Origin of the sequence: Bradyrhizobium sp. URHD0069, assembly GCF_000701345.1 — a bacterium.
Taxonomy (GTDB): domain Bacteria; phylum Pseudomonadota; class Alphaproteobacteria; order Rhizobiales; family Xanthobacteraceae; genus Bradyrhizobium.
Map to the genome: position 1 here is coordinate 71,163 of NZ_JNIJ01000031.1, position 18,482 is coordinate 89,644.

An 18,482-nucleotide genomic window follows, 5' to 3' on the forward strand; every position below is an offset into this window, starting at 1 on the left:
AGCCAAACGTTTTTTATCTAGGCCGTGTTCACCTGCCTTCTGTGAGCGGCAAACAAGCCACTGCCCGTCTCTTCCAGGTGCGCACAAAATGCAGCAGCGCTTTTCACGTGATCGTGCATCGCCTGTGCTGCGCCAGCCTCATCTCGACGCTCGAGCGCCGAAAGTACACGCTCGAGTTCCGCGAATCCGTCCTGCACGCGCTCCATCGAAACGGAGCACACGCGACGGATCCACTGCACCTTGTCGCGCAGGTCGAGAAGAATTTGGCAGATCAGTTTGTTGTCAGCCGCATCGTAGATCGCCGAATGAAGCTGATTGTCGATCGTGACAAATGCGTCGGCGTCGCCGGTGGCGATGCGACTGCCGTGCAGCTCAAAATCTGAGCGCAAGGTAGCCAACATTTCATCAGACATGCGGCTCGCGGCATCGGCGGCAACACGCATCTCCAGCATGATACGCAAATCCGCAACTTCGCGGATTTCGCGCAGGGTCATAGCCTTAATGTAGGTTCCGCTTTGTGGCGAGATGGCAATCCATCCCTCCAACTTCAGGCGCCATAGTGCCGTGCGAATCGGCGAACGGCCGACGCCGAGTTCTTCGGCCAGCCTGGCTTCCGATAACCGCTCGCCAATGCCGTATCGCAAATTGACGATACGCTGCTTGATCTCGCGGTAGACCATGGAGGTCGAGTTGGCATCGTCGAACTGCATCAACGCGCTCATGTCCGCTCCTCCAAACTGAAGAACTAGTTGTCTAGTTAATTAGAAGGCCTCAAGAACTTTGTCAACTGGCCAATATGAGGGGTTGGCGGCTCCCGGGAAGCGGCGCCAGGCTTCTGCACTGGATTTGCTGAGGCCTTTACCGCGCGGTGTTCCCGACACCAGCACAGCCGCCCCGCGCCACAGCCCGAGACGCGCGATGAAGACGTCACCTCGCGTAAAACTGAGTGGGTGCATCGATCGCACCGGCGACGAGTGCGTCGAAGACAGCGTCGACAGTATTGACGATCAATGGGGACGCAGCACGCGAAGCAGGGCGCAGCGGTCATGTGCCACGACGCTGAAACGCATATCGGTAAGGTTCATCTGCTGATATCGAGACTGCAGGGGTCGACATTCGACCATCGCGCCGCCGGACGATGTTTCCAATTATTTTAGTTGGCGTTGCCGGACCCGTCGCGCGAGCATGAGATCTGCGCTGTCATTCTTGTTGCCGGCTCAGCGAAGCACGATGCCAATCTACCCCGGAGTCCATTAGGGTTGGGCGCCTCAGCGCGCTGATGATTTGCCAGGGTCCGCTATAGGTTCGGCGTGATGATTCAGACAACTATCAGCGCTAACAGAATGAGTTGGGTTGTTACGTCTAAACTCCAGGGCGTTTTCAATGTGAGTGCGCATTGCGACAGATGCGGCTTCTCCGTCGCGCGCTTCGAGCGCATCGAGAACAGAATGAATTTCAACGAAGGCGTCGTTAATCCGAAGTGGATGCGCAGCACTTCCACGGCGAATCCAGCGCACCTTGTCGATCAGGTTGACGAGAATCCCGGCGATCAATTGATTGCCGGCAGCCTTGTAAATCGCCAAGTGAAACTGAAGATCAAGCTCAAGGTAGTCATCTAATCGACCGGTTGATACCCGTTCACCAAACGCAGAAAAGGCCTCTCGAAGCCGGACTAGTTCGGCATCGCTTATCCTTTTGGCAGCACGGCCTGCGAGATACGACTCCAGAACAAGGCGGGCTTCGAGTATCTCGGTAATCTCAGTATCGGAAAGACCGCGCACGAACGTGCCGCTCTGCGGCGAAATCTCGATCCACCCCTCGCTTTGGAGACGGGAGAACGCGGTGCGAACCGGCGAGCGGCCAAAGCCAAGCTCAGTTGCAATCCCGACCTCTGACAATCTGTCTCCGGGCTTATAGAACAATTCCGTAATACGTCGCTTGAGCTCGCGATACGCGACACCGGCGTTACTGAGTTCATTATTAGGAATATTGCCAATCATCTGTTGAACTCAACCACAATGCTATCGTTCGGAATCTTTCGGGATCACCACACAGTCCAGTGCAATGCAGCCCTGCCCCTTTTCCATGACCGCAAGCGGATTGATCTCAATTTCAGATATGCGGTCGGAAAATTCCGCAATGAACCGTGACAAGGCACTCATCGTTCGTGCGACAGCCTGAACATCTCCGGCCGGCTGCCCACGAAATCCGCTGAGAAGCTGCACGACCTTTGTCGATGCAATCGCCTCATTCGCTGTTTCTTCGCTGATCGGCGCCAAGCGGATAGCGACATCCTTGTAAAGCTCAACCTGGACTCCTCCAGCTCCTACAACAACCAACGGGCCGAAATCGGCATCTACTCTTGCGCCAACAAAAATCTCTCCAAGCGACGATATCTTTCGCTGAACGAGAAAGCCAAGAAAGTGATTGGAAAGATTGGCTGTCGATAGCAGCATCGCCTCGGCTGCGAGCCGTACCTCCTCCGCGGAAAGAAGTCCCAGTTTGACGAGCCCCGCATCGGATTTGTGGACCATATTTTCCACTAACCCCTTCAGCACGACGGGGAAACCGATCTCTGCGGCGGCAGCGACTGCCCCCTCCACGGAGGAAGAAAATTGCTCCCGAGGGCCAGCTACGCCGTAACTCTTGAGGATGTCTCGCGCTTCATGCTCGGCCGCCAAACGATGCAATGGAACAGCGTCGAGGCGGGATTTTGCCAGACTCCCTTCCTTGGCTGAGCCCGCGACAAACGACTGCGCGGGCCTCGTCGACCACGTTACGTAGCGAGAGATCGCTGAGAGCCCCACTCGGGTCCCGCGCAAGTAGGGAATTTTTGCACTATCCGCGATCTCCTGAAGTGCCGGATGCGGCTGATCCGAAACGTTAGATAGCGCAACGACCGGGATTTTCGCAGAAGCCGCTCCCTTTCCAACGGCTTCAAGCAGCTTGGAATAGCGGGTTGCCTGCTGTAACCCCAGCCCTGCCGGCGCATCCTGGAGAAGAAGAAGCATGCCGACATTGGCTTGGGATGCAATCGCCTCTGCACACCCTTGTGCGACTGCGGGATCATAAAGACCTGCCCAGGTCAGATCCAGTGGGTTCGCAAGGTATGCGAACGGCGGAAGCAGCTTCTTGATTGTTGGCAAAGCCGAATCCAGCGGCGCAAACTCTGCTCCGATTTCTTCGGCTGCATCCAATACGAGAGCGATTTCTCCTCCTGAGAGCGATAGACCTCCAAGCAAAGGCTTGGTCGGTCGCGTCAGACTCTTTGAAGCGAGCAACGACGTTTCGATCAGATCGTCGAGCGAATGGACCTGCATTGCACCTGCCGCAAGCAAGGCCGCATCGCAGGCCTCATCGCTGCCTGCTATCGCGCCGGTATGCGCCATCACCGCCGCCTTTCCAGACTGCGACCGGCCGCTCTTGAGAACGACAACCGGCTTGTTTGCTTCCCGGGCGCGCCGAAGCGCCTGCATGAATGCAGCAGGTTTCTTGATCTGCTCCGCAAAGACTAGAATGGTGGTGACATTTGGATCGTCAATGACCGCCTCAAGATAATCCGATGCAGTTGTGACCGCCTCGTTGCCAGTTGTGATCAGGTAACTGAAGCCAATCCCCCGTGCGGAATTAAGCAACGCAATACCGACCGATCCGCTCTGCACGATAGCGGCCACGCCGCCGCGCGCGACCTTGTCCGGCAACGACGTGCCAAATAGCGCAGAGCGCCCGACAAAATTCAACAGCCCAAGACAGTTTGGCCCGCACACCGCCATGTCATTCGCTTCAGTGATCTCCACCAGCGTGCGTTGCGCTACTTTGCCGTCCTTTGTCTCACCAAATCCGCTCGACAAAATCGCGAGCGCGCCGGCACCTTTCCGGGCCGCCTGTTTTGCCACCTCGACCACGGCATCGGCCTGCACCGCAACAAATACGGCGTCTACGCTGTTAGGTATTTCGTCGAGAGATGCATATGACCTGCGACCGAACAGTTCCTGAGCCCGTGGGTTTACCAGATGGAGATCACCCTCATAGCCTACGAACTCCAGCGCCTTCACGGCGTTAAACCCCGGGCCGATTTTCTCCGAGGCGCCGACAATCGCGATGGACTTCGGCTGGAGTAGGCTTTGTACACCCATCAGAGAGCCCCGAATTTCGGCTTGCGCTTTTCGGAGAATGCCTTTGGTCCCTCATGGGCATCGGGATGCGCGAAGACCTTCTCGCAAATCTCGATTTCGAAATCGACCATGTCCTTCCAGCTTTCGCGGGAGTTGAAGGCGATCGCATCGCGCGTCGCACGGATGGCGGTCGGCGAAGCGCTGGCGATCCGCTCCGCGACGCTCTTCGCCTCTTTCGCCAGGTCGGCCTTCGCGACGACGCGCGTGACCAAACCAAAGTCATAAGCGGTCTTGGCGTCGAAATCCTGCCCTAGAAGCAGAATATCAAGGGCGCGGTTGCGACCGACGTAACGTGGCAGCCGCGTCAGTCCCATTCCCCAACTCGGCACCATTCCGATATAGGCATCGCCGGCGCGGAAGACCGTGTTGTCGGCCGCAATTCGTATGTCGCAAGCCCAACCCAGCGCGGTACCGCCGCCGATGCAGAAGCCATGAATCGCCGCGACAATAGGTATCGGGAAAGTTTCGAGACGGTTTAGTGTCTCTCTTCCAAGCGCGCGAAATGCCTTCGATGCCTCGGGGCTTCCAAAGTCCTTCTCTTCACGCAAATCGCCGCCCGCGCAGAAGGCTCTATCGCCGGCACCGGTCAGGATGACGCAGCGCGCATCCCGGTCCTTTTCGATCTCGTCAAGGCGCGCATGCAGCGCATTCATAAGTCTGGTCGATGCGGCGTTTACCGGGGGATTATCCAACGTCAGCGTGGAAATAGCGCCATTTCTTTCAAGACGTACGAGGGACTCGGTCAAGATCAGCTCCTTGGAGTTTGTGACACGGTTAATTTGGACCGGAACGTAGATTGTCCGGCTTGGCCCAGAACACGAAACGGACGTGAAGAAAGCGAACGAGGGCGTAGAGAACGATTCCCAGCAGCGCGAGGACGGTGAGCACGGCAAACATCCCGGAGATGTCCATGTTGAAATTTAACTGTAGCAGGAGATTTCCAAGCCCCCGGTCGGCGCCGATAAACTCGCCCACCAGAGCGCCGGTAATGCTGAGAACGATTGCCACGTTCAAGCCGGCGAAAATGAAAGGCAGGGAATTCGGGAAGATAACGATACGAAACTGTTGCCAGCGTGAAGCCACGAGCGAGCGCATCAGATCGATCTTCTCCGCTTCCACCGTTGAAAATCCGACAATCGCGTTGATCAAGACCGGAAAGAACGAAATGATCGCAGCTATCAAGATTTTCGATTCAATCCCGATACCGACCCAGACGACGATCAGGGGTGCGAGGGCAACCTTTGGAAGCGCCTGAAGGCCGACAAGGTATGGCATTAACGTTCGCTCGATGATCAGCGAGCGCGTCACAATGAAAGCAAAGAAAATCGCAGTCACGGAGCCGATCGTAAAACCAAGCAGCGCCTCAGCCAGCGTTACCAGGAAATTCTCGACCAGCAGACCGCGATCATAGATAAGCCACAGCGATTGGGCGATCGAGGATGGCGGCGGAAGCAGCAGTTTCGAAACATTGAAAATAGCCGGCACGAATTCCCAGACGAGCAGCATCACGATGCCGCCGAGAATGGGCGGGCCGTATCTTTCAAGCATAGCAGCGACGCGAGTTTTCATTTTCCGGCGTCCTTGTCGGCTTCAAAGTAGCTTCGCAGTTTTTCAGCGAGGCGAATAAAGACCGGATCGGATCTCGTCGCAGCCGAGCGCGGCCGCGCGATTGGAACGTCGATCAATTCGCGGACGAAGCCCGGCCTCGGCGCAAATACTGCGACCCTGTCGGAGAGAAGAAGTGCTTCCTCGATCGAATGCGTCACAAGAACGACCGTCTTGGTGCTGGCCTGCCAGATCCGCAGCAGCTCAAGATTCATCGCCTCGCGGGTAAGGGCATCGAGTGCGCCGAAGGGCTCGTCCATCAGCAGGATATCAGGGTCGTGCATGAGCGCACGGGCTATTGCCGCGCGCTGCTTCATTCCGCCCGACAGCTCATCAGGATATCGATCCGCAAAACCGTCAAGACCCACAAGCTTCAGGAGGTCATGCGCTCGTTTTTGCGACGAGGTTGAATTTAGCTTCAGGACCTCGGCCGGGACGAGAACGTTCTTAAGAACGGTCCGCCACGGCAACAGAACCGGACTTTGAAAGACCAGCCCGATGTCGCGACGCGGCCCCAGAATTGGGACGCCATCGATCTCGATCGTGCCGCCCGAAACGGTCTCCAGACCGGCGATCATTCGCAGCAGCGTGCTTTTGCCGCAACCGGACGGGCCGACGATGCAGAGGAACTGCTTGGCCTGCACCGCTAACGACGTATCCGACAGCGCTTCCAGAAAAGTGCCTGAGCGGGAGCGGAACTGCTTTCGAACGTCACGGATGTCGATGAGCGGCCGAGCTACGGCTGTCATCGATAGGATTCCGCCTTCTTAATGATTGCCGCCTCGTCAAAGCGATTTACGTCGTCGATCAGACTGTTGGTGAAATACTCTCCGACGTCTGGCTGCTTAGTGATGACACCGACATCGAAGAAAAACTTCTGCGTCGCCAGCCACTCGTCCCGTGTAAACGCGCCGAACCGCGGATCGGCGCGTCCTTCAAGCTTGTATTTCGAGAGCCGCGCCTGAAGAACGTGCACGGCCTCGCGCAACGCCTGGTCTTCAGGAATGTTCGTCGGTTTCGATGCTGGATATTTTTGCCAATGGATACGAACCGCCGCTTCCGGATTGGTGAGCGTGAACAAGGTTCCCTTTGCAATGCCTTGCGCGAACTTCATGTCCGCACTCGGATTCGCCTTCAGGAAATCGCCGTTCGCAATCACCATGAGGCTCAGGAGTTTCGACGTTCCCGGCGTCTCGAAATGCCTGAACTGAAATCCTGCGTTCTCGAGGATCGCATATGCCCAGTCCCACATTGCAATGGCATCAACCTGATTGGCCTTTAGTGCGTTGGCGGATTGCGGGCCGAGGCCGATGGGGAGCCACTTCACATCTTTTTCCGGATCGTAACCAGCGCCGCGAAGCATTGCCTTTGCGACAGCTGTCGCGCCGCTTGAAAGGCTCAAGACGCCTATCGTCTTGTTCTTGAGATCTTCGATCTTCTGAATCGGACTGTCTTTCACGACGGCAATGGTATAGATCGGCTCGCGCACGTGGTTGTAAATGCCCTTGATATTGGCGCCTTCCTGGCGGCCAACGAGCAATGCCTCCGGACTTGCCATCGTAAATTGGGCGCTTCCGGAGATGACAACCTGAGTGGCTCCCGTCGATCCATTGAACGGCGACACTTCGACATCCAGCCCGAGTTCCTTCCAGTACCCAAGCATCTCCGGGACCGAAGAATGTGCGGCTTCAGCAACGTTCGGCGATGGTGATGTGAGCAGGTATCGGATTTTGGTTTGGGCCGAAGCAGGCGAGGCACCGTGCAGCAGAAGAAGCGCAAAGAAGAAATATCGGCTGAAGACTCTCATCAAACCCTCCGTAATGCGGCAAGGACTAGTCGACAAGTTACCTAGTTAACTGCGAGCCGAGAGGATATGCAAGTGACACTTGTTTGGAGGCAGCGCACCGGCAATTATGATGCAGTGCACTCGGCAGAGTCGGCGAGCGACGCTCACGGCCGCCAGCGCCTGCCGCGTCCAGACTAGCTTGCCTTGGACAGTGCCCGGATGCTGCGGGCCAATGAAAAAAAATATCAGAATCTGCGGCGACCAAACGAACGCGCGTCGTTCGCCAACTCATTATGATCACGAACCTGGTGGACGCGATCCAGCGGCCGCTCGATATCCGGACCGAGGGCGCCATCGGTCACTATCGATGCGAGGTATGCTCTCCGAACTCCATGAAGAAGCACGCGGGCTGACGTTCATTTCGAATATTCCGCCCTTATGAGCCAGGCGCAAAAAGATCCAAGATTCGCGAACTTTGATGCCAGGCTGCCGGCCGGACGATTGGCAGGTGCACACCGGCATCGCGGTAGGCCTGGACTTTCTTCAAGACATCGTCCGGCGTTCCGGAGGCCGTGAGACCTTGAACGGTTTTCACAGATAATGCCTTCGCCAGCGCAGTCTTGCCGCCAGCTTGATAGGCCGCATGAAGCCGCGGCAGTTCATCCGGATCGATATAAGGCTCCCCGACCCGCTGTCGCGCCGTCGACTGCGACGCCGCTTTCTCCGGCATGAACTTATTCGCAACTTCCCAGCGAACGGCATCGATCGCGGCGTCGGGATCATCTTCCACTGACGTGTTAATAAGGATCGCAACCTGAAAGTCGTTCCAGTCCCGGCCCGCTTCCTCTGCAGCTGTCCGAACGATCCGTATGGCGTTCTCCGCGTATTCGGGAGATGATACCGTGTTCAGCAGGACTCCGTCGCCGAGCTTTCCGGCAAGCCGAAGCCCTGTTGTGCTGGTCGCAGCGAACCACAATGGAATTTTGGGGCGGAACGGCTTCCACCCGAGCTGCGCTCCTTTAATTTTTAAGATTTCGCCTTCGTAGTCCACCGATTCGCCTGACATCACCATCCGGAAAACGTCGACCCATTCCTTCAGCGCCACGGCGGGAGTGCTATGAGCGAAACCGTGACGCGTGGCGTGCACTGCGGAGGCCGCCCCCGGACAAAGTATGATCCTTCCGCCGGATAGTTCATCGAGGCTTGCGGCTGTTTGTGCCATCACGACGGGGCTGCGAAGCCTCACGATCTGCGTGCATCCCAGATTCATCTGCTTCGTGGCCAGTGCGAAAGCAGACATGGCGGTCACGGAATCCCGCATGAGAGCCCAAGTCTCCGAGAAGAACCCGATATTGAAGTTCCGTTCTTCTGCGGCGGTCATGCAAGCGGCGAAATCCTTAATTGTTGCCGTATGATCGTATCCCGTAGCGAAGCCGATGCGTTTCATAGTAATCCCATGTCTGCGTTGTGTTGATAGTGATCTCGAAATTCGGCCGGCCAGCAGATCTCCGAACGATGCTGGCTGCGACTGTCGAGCACGTCGGCTCGCTTATCTCCTCGCCGTCGGGCCTCATCCTGTAGAGAGCGAAGTGCTAATCCTGAACCACCAACGATCACCAGCATGCCAGGAAATCCAGGCAGACCGGACACAAGACGGAGAAATAGCCCGCTCCCATGCGCACCGACGTGTTAAGTTCCCGAAATCGCATTTGCAACGCCCGGTTTGGGGTCCAGAACTATTGCGGTTTAACGCCCGCCTTCTCCAGCACGTTTCGATATTTGGTTATCTCGGACGCCATGAGATCACGAAGCTCTTCAGGCGTGCTCGGAGTCGCCTGAAATCCTTGAAGTTCATATCCTGTTTTGACCTCGGGTGACTCCAGGGCAGTCCGAATAGATTTGTTGAGGAAGTCAACGATCTCTTTCGGCGTACCGGCCGGGACGAGGATTGAACTCCAGTTCGTGGCTTCAAAGCCCTTCTCAATCGCCTCGCTGAAAGTCGGCACATCGGGAAGCGCGAAGAAGCGTTCGGGGCTGGTAACAGCCAAGGCCTTAAACACACCGTCTTTTACGAATGGCAACGCGGTGACGTCACTCACCGCAAAATCGATAACCCTACCCAGAAGCGCGGTGGCAGACGGACCAGCGCCGTTGAACGGAATGTGCTCGACTTCAATTTTGGTAGTGGCGGTCATCATTTCCGCCGCCAGATACGGACTCGAACCAACGCCAGGCGTTGCGTAATTTAGTTTCCCCGGCTTGCTGCGGGCCAGCGCGAGAAGTTCTTCCGCCGAATTTATGCCGGACGCGGAATTTACAAGCAGAAGAACGGGGGAGCTAGCCACGCGAGAAACCGGCTCGAAGCTCTTGATGGGATCGTATCTGAGGTTCTTGTAAAGACTTGGCACGATCGCATGGGAAACGCTGTTCAGATAAAGCGTGTAGCCATCCGGCGTTGCGCTCGCGGCAAAGGTCGCTCCTATCGTCGTTCCAGCCCCCGGCTTATTCTCGACGATGACTTGCTGCTTCCATATTTTGCTTAATTGCTGTGCAAGCGTTCTTGCCTGTGCGTCCGACGAGCCGCCCGGCGGATAAGGAATGATAATGCGAACGAAACGCGTAGGAAAGTCCAGCGCTTGGCCTGCTGACGCAAAACCGAATAGCAATATGGCCGACAACAATATACGACTGAGTTTGATCATCGTTCGCTCCTGCCTATCATCTTCTCTGCGCGTTAAATCTTGACGTTGTGAAATGTGACGCACGCGCTTCGCACGAAGATTTAAGATTGAAACTTCACCGACGCCCGCGCTCGTCGATCTTCGCCCGTGCTTCGCCCGAAAGATTCTGAAACGAACAGCGCCATCAAGCGGCTATTCGAAAATCCCCCTGATGATAGCCCGCCCCTCATCAACCGCTAATTTCCCCATGGCGACGACCTTGTCGATCGTCAAATCCTCGTTCAGGACAACGAGATCGGCATCGGAGCCAACCGCGATCGTTCCCTTCTGCGGATAGAGTCGCAGATGCCTCGCCGGATTCACGCTTACCAAATGGAGAGCGGATGCAAGGTCCACGCCAGTATCTACGATGTCTTTGAATTCACGATGGAGAGCACTGGTCTCCCACCGCGCCATGGCAGGCTTTCCGTCTGCGTCCGACAAATGCGGGAAAACGCCTCCGCCATCGGTACTCATGCTGATGCGCTCAAGCGGGACCTTCTTGGCCAGAAGATATTTCACCGCATCGGGGCAGGTGACAAAACCCGGTATGATCCTGATGGTGGTGAGGTCCACCGGCCCGCCGAGCCCAGCCCACTTCACCATCTGATCGAGGACCATGCTGTTTCGATTGCAATGGGTCGGCAAGTAGGTATTGGCAGGCAGATCGCTTTGCTCAACCGCATCGAAGAGAAGCTCGATCCCTTTCTTTCCGGGCCCAATATGGACGTTCACGATCCCGCCTCGCCCGGCGAGACGCCCTGCGATGCAAGCGTCGGCACCGATGCGAATGATTTCCTGAAGTGTCGGCTGCGACGACCGCATGTCTGCAATGGCGACTTCGCCAATGCCCAACGCGTTCGAAACAAGTACAATATCCTTCTTCAGATCACCCGTGAACGAAGGAAGGGGCAGGTCATAAGCGCCCACAAGAATGTAAGCGGACATGCCTTCAAGCTCGAGCGAGCGCGCTTTAGCCAGCAGCCCCATCAAATCCCGCGTCAGACCATCGGCGCCTAACAAGCCGACGACGGTGGTCGTCCCATTGGTGGTGAACTCGGTGAGATTGAGTTCAGGGCCTCGGGTAATCGGGCCATTGCTGCCGCCACCTCCAAGAATGTGAACATGGCTGTCGATAAATCCAGGCGCGACCGCTTTTCCCTGACAATCGACTTCTAGGACACCGGGCAAATCAGAGCGTGGCAGTGAGTCCGCAATGGCGGCGATACGGTGGCCCGCGATCAATAGATCCTTGGCGCCCAAATCTTTGGGGGTATACAGACGGCAATTACGCAGCAAGGTAATCATCACATCAGGCCCTTCTGTAATGAGATCACCGCTTCCAAAAGCGCAAGAGCGCCAACCGGCAAGCTCGTCGGATCCAGAAATTCTTGCAAGGTGTGAATGCTTCCGCCGGCCGTCACTCCCATCGAAGCAGCAGGAATACCGCGCGAAAGCGGAATGTTGGCGTCGGTACTTCCCGGCAGCAACACCGGATCTATCCCGACTTTTGCGTAACCTGTCACGATCGCCTCGACTAACGGGTGATCGGACGAAATCATTCCGCCAGGACGATCTCCAATGACGGTAATCTCAATGCCCACTCGCTCATCACGAGGAACGGCTTCGATAATCCCTCGGACTTCCGCTTCGAGCGCCTGGACGACGGCGTTATCGACGGATCTGATATCAAGCGAGAAACGAGCGAGCTGGGCGATCGCATTGACTGACGTTCCGCCGCTCACCGTACCGATATTGAGAACGGTCCTCGGGCTTGAGGGGATTGCGATTTCGCTTATTTTCCCGGCGATGCGCGCAAGCACATGGATGGCGCTCGGCTTTCCGGCATCCGCCCAGCTATGTCCGCCTTCGGTCTTGATGACAACTTCCAGCCGGCGAACGCTGATAGCGACGTGATTGACGACGCCCAGATTTCCATCCACGGCGACCACTGCCGAGACACGCCCGGCATATCGATCCATCAAGGCTCGAATTCCGCGAAGATTGCCCAGCCCTTCTTCGCCAACGGAAAACGCCAGCGTGACGTCGCCCGACAATCGCACAGCTTTACGGCGCAGCAACTCTGGAAACAGAAGCACAATGGCAGCGGATGCGCTGTTGTCTCGGATTCCGGGCGCGCGCCAATACTGACCATCCCACCGGGGCTCGACGTCGGTCCCTTCAGGAAAGACAGTGTCGATGTGAGCGACCAGCATGATCGGCTTCCCGCCGCCTTCCCCTGCGGGGAGCAACGCCGTCACATTATGTAGATCGTCAATCTCGACCTGCAGGCCCATCTCCCTCAGACGGCCGGCGATGTACTGCGCACGTTTTTCTTCCGCGAAGGTGGGAGACGGGATTCGGCAGATGGCCAGCGCTTCTTGAACAAGGGCCTCTCCAATCCAGGCGTCTTCACAAGTGTTCAAGCTCGACTCCACCGTTATCCCTCTGCCGCCGGCAACCGATCGCAGACCGAAAACTCGTCACTGGCAGATTGACAGCATAATTCTGTCACTGATGCAAGTTTTCTGCTATATTTCCATGAAAAGGGGACTCCCACGCCTTAACGCATTGCAGATCCTTCCGCTCAATCAACGAGTGACGAGCGAACCGCTGTGTTCACTGGGGAGTACCCTATGAAGAGCCAAGCTGTTGCTGGTGAGCCTCTTCAATCAATTCCCATATCCGGGGAGGAGAAAGCGGCAGTTCCAGAGGCTGCACATTGAGGTGAAACAAGGCGTCAGCAACCGCATTGCCGATGACTCCTCCCACCGGGATCACACCACCTTCGCCGGCCCCCTTGGCTCCCAATGGATTATTGGGGCACGGCTTCAGCTCAAGCGTGATCGAGCGAATATTCGGGAAGTCAGACGCTGTCGGTAGCAGGTAATCGGCAAACGATCCGGTGAGAAGCTGACCTTCCGTATCGTAAACAAGGTGCTCCAAGAGAGCCCCGCCGAGACCCTGAACGATGGCACCGATCGCCTGCCCGTGCAGCGTTAATGGATTGATCATTCGGCCGACGTCTTCGACCGAGAGATAATCAACCACTTTGACTTCGCCTGTTCCTGGATCCACAGCGACATGCGCCGCCTGAGTACCATAAGCCCAAGTGTGCTTGGTGTTATAGAAAGAGGCTTCAACCTCTAACGGCACGGCTGACAGCTTTGAAAGCGACAGATGATTGCCTGCGTAGCTCACTTGCTCGCCATCGATCAAAATCTCGGCGGGACCGCAATTGAACCGCTTCGCCGCGGTTTCTCGAATTAGCTCCTTGAGCTTCTCTCCCGCGAGCAGAATCGATGAGCCACCCATGACGGTGGAACGTGAATGATAAGAGCCGTAGCCGTCCTTTACATGGCTTGTCGATCCATGGTTGACCGTAATTTTCTCGAAAGGAAGCTCGGTCGCATCGGCTGCGATCTGAGCCATGATCGTTTCCAAGCCTTGGCCAATCGCCGATGAACCGAGATACACCGAAAGCGAACCGTCCGTTTCAAGAACAAGGCGGGCATCCTCTTTTGGGCCGGCGGCGCCGCCCTCGATAAAGCTGCCAATCCCGAGGCCGTGATAGTAGCCGTCGACTAGCTTGCCGCGCAGCTTGCTTCTTTCCTCCCAGCCAAACTCCTTGAGGCAACGTTCAAATACCGCGTGATAATCTCCGCTGTCGAGTTCGTTCGAACTGTCCGACGGGGTGATGAACGGAAGCCTATATGGCATCTGGCTGTCAGCGACCAAATTGCGGCGGCGCAGTTCGAGGCGGTCGATCTTCAGTTCCCTTGCCACGATATCGATCAAACGCTCCCGGATAAAATCGGTCTCGAACCTGCCTGGACCCCGATAGCTGCCGCTGGGTGTCTTGTTTGTCGTCAGCATCGAACACTTCAGATCGACGTTGCCGAAGCAATAAGGGCCGGACATGAACTGCGCGACGTTTCTCGGCCCCATCGAGCCATTGGTTCGCAGGTAAGCACCGATGTCAGCCCAGATCTGGCCACGAAGCCCGAGAAAGCGCCCGTCCCGGCTCACCGCAATCTCGACATTACACTCGATCTCGCGCGCGTGGTTAGAACTCATCATGTGTTCCCGCCGATCCTCCGTCCATTTCACGGGGCGCTGCATGATCTTGGCCGCCGCGGGAATCAGATAATCCTCGGGATAGAATTCTCCGCGGGATCCGAACCCGCCTCCCACATCGACCTCGACTAAATTCACAGCGTCTTCGTCCAGACCAAGAGCTGCTGCGAGCACGCGTCGGTTGTGCCACGCCAATTTCGCCGCTCCCCACACCGTCAGCTTAGCCGCCTCAGCGTCCCATTCAGCGACAAAGCCTCGCGGTTCCATAAACATCGCAGTGTGGCGCTGAATCTGGAATCTTTCCCGGCGAACATAATCTGCGGTCTTAAAGGCCGCGTCGGCGTCGCCAAGTAACGCCTTCCATGTAATTGCGGTGTTGGAGCCATGATCTTCGAAGAGGACCGACGCTGCGGCCTCCACCTGCTCTCGGTTGGTAATTGCAGGCAGTCGCTCAATATCGAGATCGATATGTTCCAGCGCATCTTCGGCGATGGCGGCGCTTTCGGCGATAACAACGGCGATAGGTTCGCCGACGTAGCGAACTTTCCGGTCCGCAAGCATTGGCTGACGAAATGGCTCAAGCTCCGGCAACGGCTGCAAACGTACGGGAATCCTCGGAACGGTCGCACCCAGATCAGCGGCGGTCAGGACAAGCTTCACACCGGGCAATTCAAGAGCGCGGGTAAAATCGATAGAGCGAATTTTTCCGTGCGCAACGGAACTGCGTAGGATCACTCCGTAGAGCTGATCGGGCCGATTGACGTCCGCAACGTAGGTGCCCCTGCCTCGCACCATGCGCAAATCTTCAACACGGTCCATCGGTCGCCCGATATAAGAATTCGACGCCTTCATCGCCTATTCCTCGCCCCGCGCATAATGAATGCGAGCGTCGAGAACAGCCTCGACGATCGGAATATAGCCGGTGCACCTGCAAAGATTGCCCGAAAGGACATCTCGGACCCGCTCTTCATTGACATTCGGCTCATTGGTGAGAAGCGCGTGGGCCGTGGTGATGAAACCGGGTGTGCAGAAACCGCACTGAAGCGCATGATGCTTGCGAAACGCCACCTGCAACGGCGAAAGCTCATCTCCGGACAATCCTTCGATTGTCACAACTTTATCGCCCTGAACCTGAACAGCTAGCACGAGGCAGGCGCGAACGGCATCGCCATTGATGAGAACGGTGCAGGCGCCGCATACACCATGCTCGCATCCGACGTGGGTTCCAGTTTTCCGCAGGCCGTCCCGAATGCAATCTGCAAGCGTCGTGCGAGGCTCAACGTCCGTGATGACCGCCTCTCCGTTGAGTTCAAATTGGACTTGCATTTGTTTCTCCCCGGGAGGCCGACTGATGAAGGCCACGGCCCAACAGCGTACCTAACAAGGCACGGCGGTAAGCTCCCGACGCATGAATGTCAGATGGCGGATCAATCGATCCTTTTGCAGCTGCGACGACAGCAGAGAAGGTTTCCTCGGTGAGGGCGTTACCGTTGAGCGCCGCCTCGGCCGCGGTCAGCCTGATGGGGCAATCAGAAACGCCGATAACGCCGATATGCGCATCGACCGCGCGATTTTCCTGGTCTAGGTCATAGAAGAGCGCCACTCCCGCCATAGCGAAATCGCCCTTTCTGCGAGCGAATTCGCGAAACGCCCAGCGTCTATCGGCAGGCCAACTCGGAAGATGCACCTCGGTGATGATTTCGTCCGGCTCCAGACTCGTCGTCAATGGACCGATGAAAAAATCGGACGCCTTCTCAATCCTCATTCCACGGCTTCCCACAATCGTCATCAGTCCATCACAGGTCAATGTGACGCCAGGCATCTCCGCTGACGGGTCCGCATGCGCAAGCGATCCGCCAACCGTTCCTCGGTTGCGAACCTGATAGTGGGCTACGTGCTTTATCGCTTCAGCAAGCAACGGATGGCTTCGGTCCAATCGCTTGTCGCTTTCAATGTCGCACCACCGGACCTTGGCTCCCAGCCGCACTCCATCGTCGCGGATGATGATGGTGTTGAGGTCTTTCAGTTGTTTAAGGTCGACAAGCAATTCAGGCGAGGCGAGCCGGAATGCCAGCATCGGCATTAAACTCTGCCCACCCGATATCACCTTTGCATTCCCGTCGCGTGAGGCGAGCAGGCTTACCGCTTCAGCTATTGTCGAAGGAGAAGCATACTCAAAAATAGGAGGCTTCATATTGTCTCCTGATGACTCTCAGAGCGGCCTGCCATAGCGCTTTGCGGCCGGATCTTAGAAGAATCCAATCGGGCGCTAACGTCACCGTCTGCGAGGCTGTCAGGGAGAGCTAGCGCCGTGAGGCAGTATTGAGGAATCATTGAAGCTCGCTGAACACGCCACAGACCGTTACTGGACCAGCTCATTGCACCCTGTTGGCCTGGAACGCCCAGGTCGAAAAAACCGCCCGCGGGCGCGTCGGTCGCAATCATCGAAGGAAGAAAGCTCCTCAGCAGCGCGGTGACCGGGAGCACAACCCCAAGAGATCAATCGTGTACGCGTTCAACACTAACCTCGAATCTACTCGCAGCTATGCAAGGCCCGTGAACACGTTAATCTTCCGCCGTTCTCGGACTGTTGCGATACTTCGCGTAAAACTTCCAAAGGAGATTCCCGTCGCGCCCGCCAAAACATTTCCCGAGCCAGCCGGTAGATTCACTCAGATGTCCAAACTTCATTTGATGCCATTATCCACGGCCCAATCTCGAGGTGGCCCCCAACGGCCTATACAAAGATGACAGAAGTCCGTCATTGATGCAAGCATTGCGTTATCATGGTAACGTCAGCGCGGCGCATGCCGCTGCGGGCCGGAATCCAGAAAAAGGAGATTGGATTTGCGCGAACGATCCCTGCTCGACCGCCTAAGCGTCATTGAGCGATCCTTGTCGGCCACTCACAACAAGATCGCAGCGTTTCTATTGAAAAGTGGACATAAGGCGGCATTTTTGACGGCGGCAGAGATCGCCTCAAATGTCGGCGCCAGTGAATCGACGGTTGTGCGCTTTGCGAGAATGCTTGGATTCCACGGATATCCTGAATTGCAGGATTTTCTGCGCGAAGGGTTGCTCGAAACCCTTTCTCCCATAGATCGTCTCGTTGGCCACGACGAAATCAAAGATGAGTCGAAGCTTATCGAGCATTTGGCAGAAAGGGAGACCCTCAATCTCCGCGCAGCGCTCGAACGCATCGACGGCAACGCCCTGCATAACCTCGTCGAGGCTATTTGCGCCGCTCAAACTTGTTACGTCGTTGGGCTTCGCTCGTCGCGGGCGCCTGCTACTTTGTTAGGTCACTACCTCACAAAGATCGCGCCCAAAGTCATTGTAATTGAGTCAAGCGATTCGATGTTCGAGCAATTGAGTTGGGCAAACAAGGACGACGTTTTGATCGCCTACTCCTTTCCCCGATATAGCAAACAAACGATTGATGCGATCCGGATTGCAAAATCTTGCGGAGCGCGTACGGGCGCGATCACTGACTCGCAGAGCGCCCCAGCAGCGCAACTCAGTGACTACAGCCTGATCGCACCCGCCATTTCAGATTTTTATGGCAACTCGTTTGTTGCCGCCGTTGCCATTACCAATCTTTTGCTCGCATCCTGCGTGCATGCTCGGCCGGAAACCGTTCGGCAAAATCTCAGTCGCGTGGAGAAGGTCGCATCCTATAGTGAGCGTTTCGTTCGACTTAGTGACGATCCGGATCGTTTCTGAAAACCGGCTCAGCTGGGCACTTCACTTCCAGCAAGCGTGTTGCACTAAACGACGATCTAGGGATGGCGAGTTCAACCGATCGCTGCAACACATTCTGCGAACTTCTCAGCCGGCGTCTGATAGAGCAAGGTCTTTCTCGGCCTTTCATTGAGCTGCCTTGCGATGGCACTGAGCTTGGCCTGGCTGTGCAAGGACAGATCGGTGCCGCGCGGAAGATACTGGCGCAGCAATCTGTTGGTGTTTTCGTTTGAGCCGCGCTGCCAGGGAGACCGAGGGTCACAAAAATAGACATCAACCTCGGTGGCCAATGTCAGGCGCTGATGGTCGGCAAGCTCTTTGCCTCTGTCCCAGGTCAGCGACCGGTAAAGCTCGCTGGGCAATCGCTGCGATTGCTTG

16 protein-coding genes are annotated in these 18,482 nt (G+C 56.6%); 1 reads left to right on the plus strand and 15 read right to left on the minus strand.

The window, feature by feature from the left end:
- Positions 1–17 precede the first annotated feature (17 nt).
- The 14 genes from N554_RS0119570 to N554_RS0119640 form a co-directional block, all read right to left on the minus strand.
- Positions 18–722, minus strand: coding sequence for a GntR family transcriptional regulator (locus tag N554_RS0119570; protein ID WP_029585017.1), 705 nt, complete (start codon positions 720–722; stop codon positions 18–20).
- 546 nt (positions 723–1,268) lie between these two features.
- Complete coding sequence (locus N554_RS38515) at positions 1,269–2,000, minus strand: GntR family transcriptional regulator (protein ID WP_081851325.1); 732 nt, start codon at positions 1,998–2,000, stop codon at positions 1,269–1,271.
- 21 nt (positions 2,001–2,021) lie between these two features.
- Positions 2,022–4,136, minus strand: coding sequence for an acetate--CoA ligase family protein (locus tag N554_RS0119580; RefSeq protein ID WP_029585019.1), 2,115 nt, complete (start codon positions 4,134–4,136; stop codon positions 2,022–2,024).
- Positions 4,136–4,921 (minus strand): enoyl-CoA hydratase/isomerase family protein, encoded by a 786-nt coding sequence (locus N554_RS0119585; RefSeq protein WP_029585020.1) that lies wholly within the window; start codon positions 4,919–4,921, stop codon positions 4,136–4,138. Before N554_RS0119585 ends, N554_RS0119580 begins: the two co-directional genes overlap by 1 nt.
- 28 nt (positions 4,922–4,949) lie before the next feature.
- Positions 4,950–5,744 (minus strand): ABC transporter permease, encoded by a 795-nt coding sequence (locus N554_RS0119590; RefSeq protein ID WP_051677586.1) that lies wholly within the window; start codon positions 5,742–5,744, stop codon positions 4,950–4,952.
- A complete protein-coding gene (locus tag N554_RS0119595; protein WP_029585022.1) occupies positions 5,741–6,529 on the minus strand; it encodes an ABC transporter ATP-binding protein in 789 nt (262 codons plus the stop codon). Before N554_RS0119595 ends, N554_RS0119590 begins: the two co-directional genes overlap by 4 nt.
- Positions 6,526–7,587: an ABC transporter substrate-binding protein gene (locus N554_RS0119600; protein WP_029585023.1), complete on the minus strand. Its 1,062-nt coding sequence runs from the start codon at positions 7,585–7,587 to the stop codon at positions 6,526–6,528. The genes N554_RS0119595 and N554_RS0119600 overlap by 4 nt, the downstream gene beginning before the upstream one ends.
- 415 nt (positions 7,588–8,002) lie before the next feature.
- Positions 8,003–9,013, minus strand: coding sequence for an LLM class flavin-dependent oxidoreductase (locus N554_RS0119610; RefSeq protein ID WP_029585024.1), 1,011 nt, complete (start codon positions 9,011–9,013; stop codon positions 8,003–8,005).
- Positions 9,014–9,302: 289 nt separating this feature from the next.
- The gene (locus N554_RS0119615; protein ID WP_029585025.1) at positions 9,303–10,268 is read right to left on the minus strand and encodes a Bug family tripartite tricarboxylate transporter substrate binding protein; all 966 of its coding nucleotides are present in this window, start codon (positions 10,266–10,268) and stop codon (positions 9,303–9,305) included.
- 171 nt (positions 10,269–10,439) lie between these two features.
- Entirely contained in the window at positions 10,440–11,594 is a 1,155-nt protein-coding gene (gene iadA / locus N554_RS0119620; protein WP_029585026.1) for a beta-aspartyl-peptidase, read from the minus strand.
- Entirely contained in the window at positions 11,594–12,724 is a 1,131-nt protein-coding gene (locus N554_RS0119625; protein WP_156042000.1) for a M20/M25/M40 family metallo-hydrolase, read from the minus strand. The genes iadA and N554_RS0119625 overlap by 1 nt, the downstream gene beginning before the upstream one ends.
- Positions 12,725–12,920: 196 nt before the next feature.
- Positions 12,921–15,215 (minus strand): xanthine dehydrogenase family protein molybdopterin-binding subunit, encoded by a 2,295-nt coding sequence (locus tag N554_RS0119630; RefSeq protein WP_029585028.1) that lies wholly within the window; start codon positions 15,213–15,215, stop codon positions 12,921–12,923.
- 3 nt (positions 15,216–15,218) lie between these two features.
- Complete coding sequence (locus N554_RS0119635; RefSeq protein WP_371259506.1) at positions 15,219–15,725, minus strand: (2Fe-2S)-binding protein; 507 nt, start codon at positions 15,723–15,725, stop codon at positions 15,219–15,221.
- Positions 15,673–16,557 carry an FAD binding domain-containing protein gene (locus tag N554_RS0119640; protein ID WP_029585030.1) on the minus strand — a complete coding sequence of 295 codons (885 nt, stop codon included), beginning with the start codon at positions 16,555–16,557 and terminating at the stop codon, positions 15,673–15,675. Before N554_RS0119640 ends, N554_RS0119635 begins: the two co-directional genes overlap by 53 nt.
- 653 nt (positions 16,558–17,210) lie before the next feature.
- On the opposite strand from N554_RS0119640, the gene N554_RS0119650 reads away from it, so the two are divergent.
- Positions 17,211–18,086, plus strand: a complete 876-nt coding sequence (locus N554_RS0119650; protein ID WP_051677589.1) for a MurR/RpiR family transcriptional regulator — start codon at positions 17,211–17,213, stop codon at positions 18,084–18,086.
- A gap of 71 nt (positions 18,087–18,157) precedes the next feature.
- Here N554_RS0119650 and N554_RS0119655 read toward each other — a convergent pair.
- On the minus strand, positions 18,158–18,482 hold a 325-nt coding region (locus N554_RS0119655; RefSeq protein ID WP_029585033.1), incomplete at its 5' end, for an IS30 family transposase.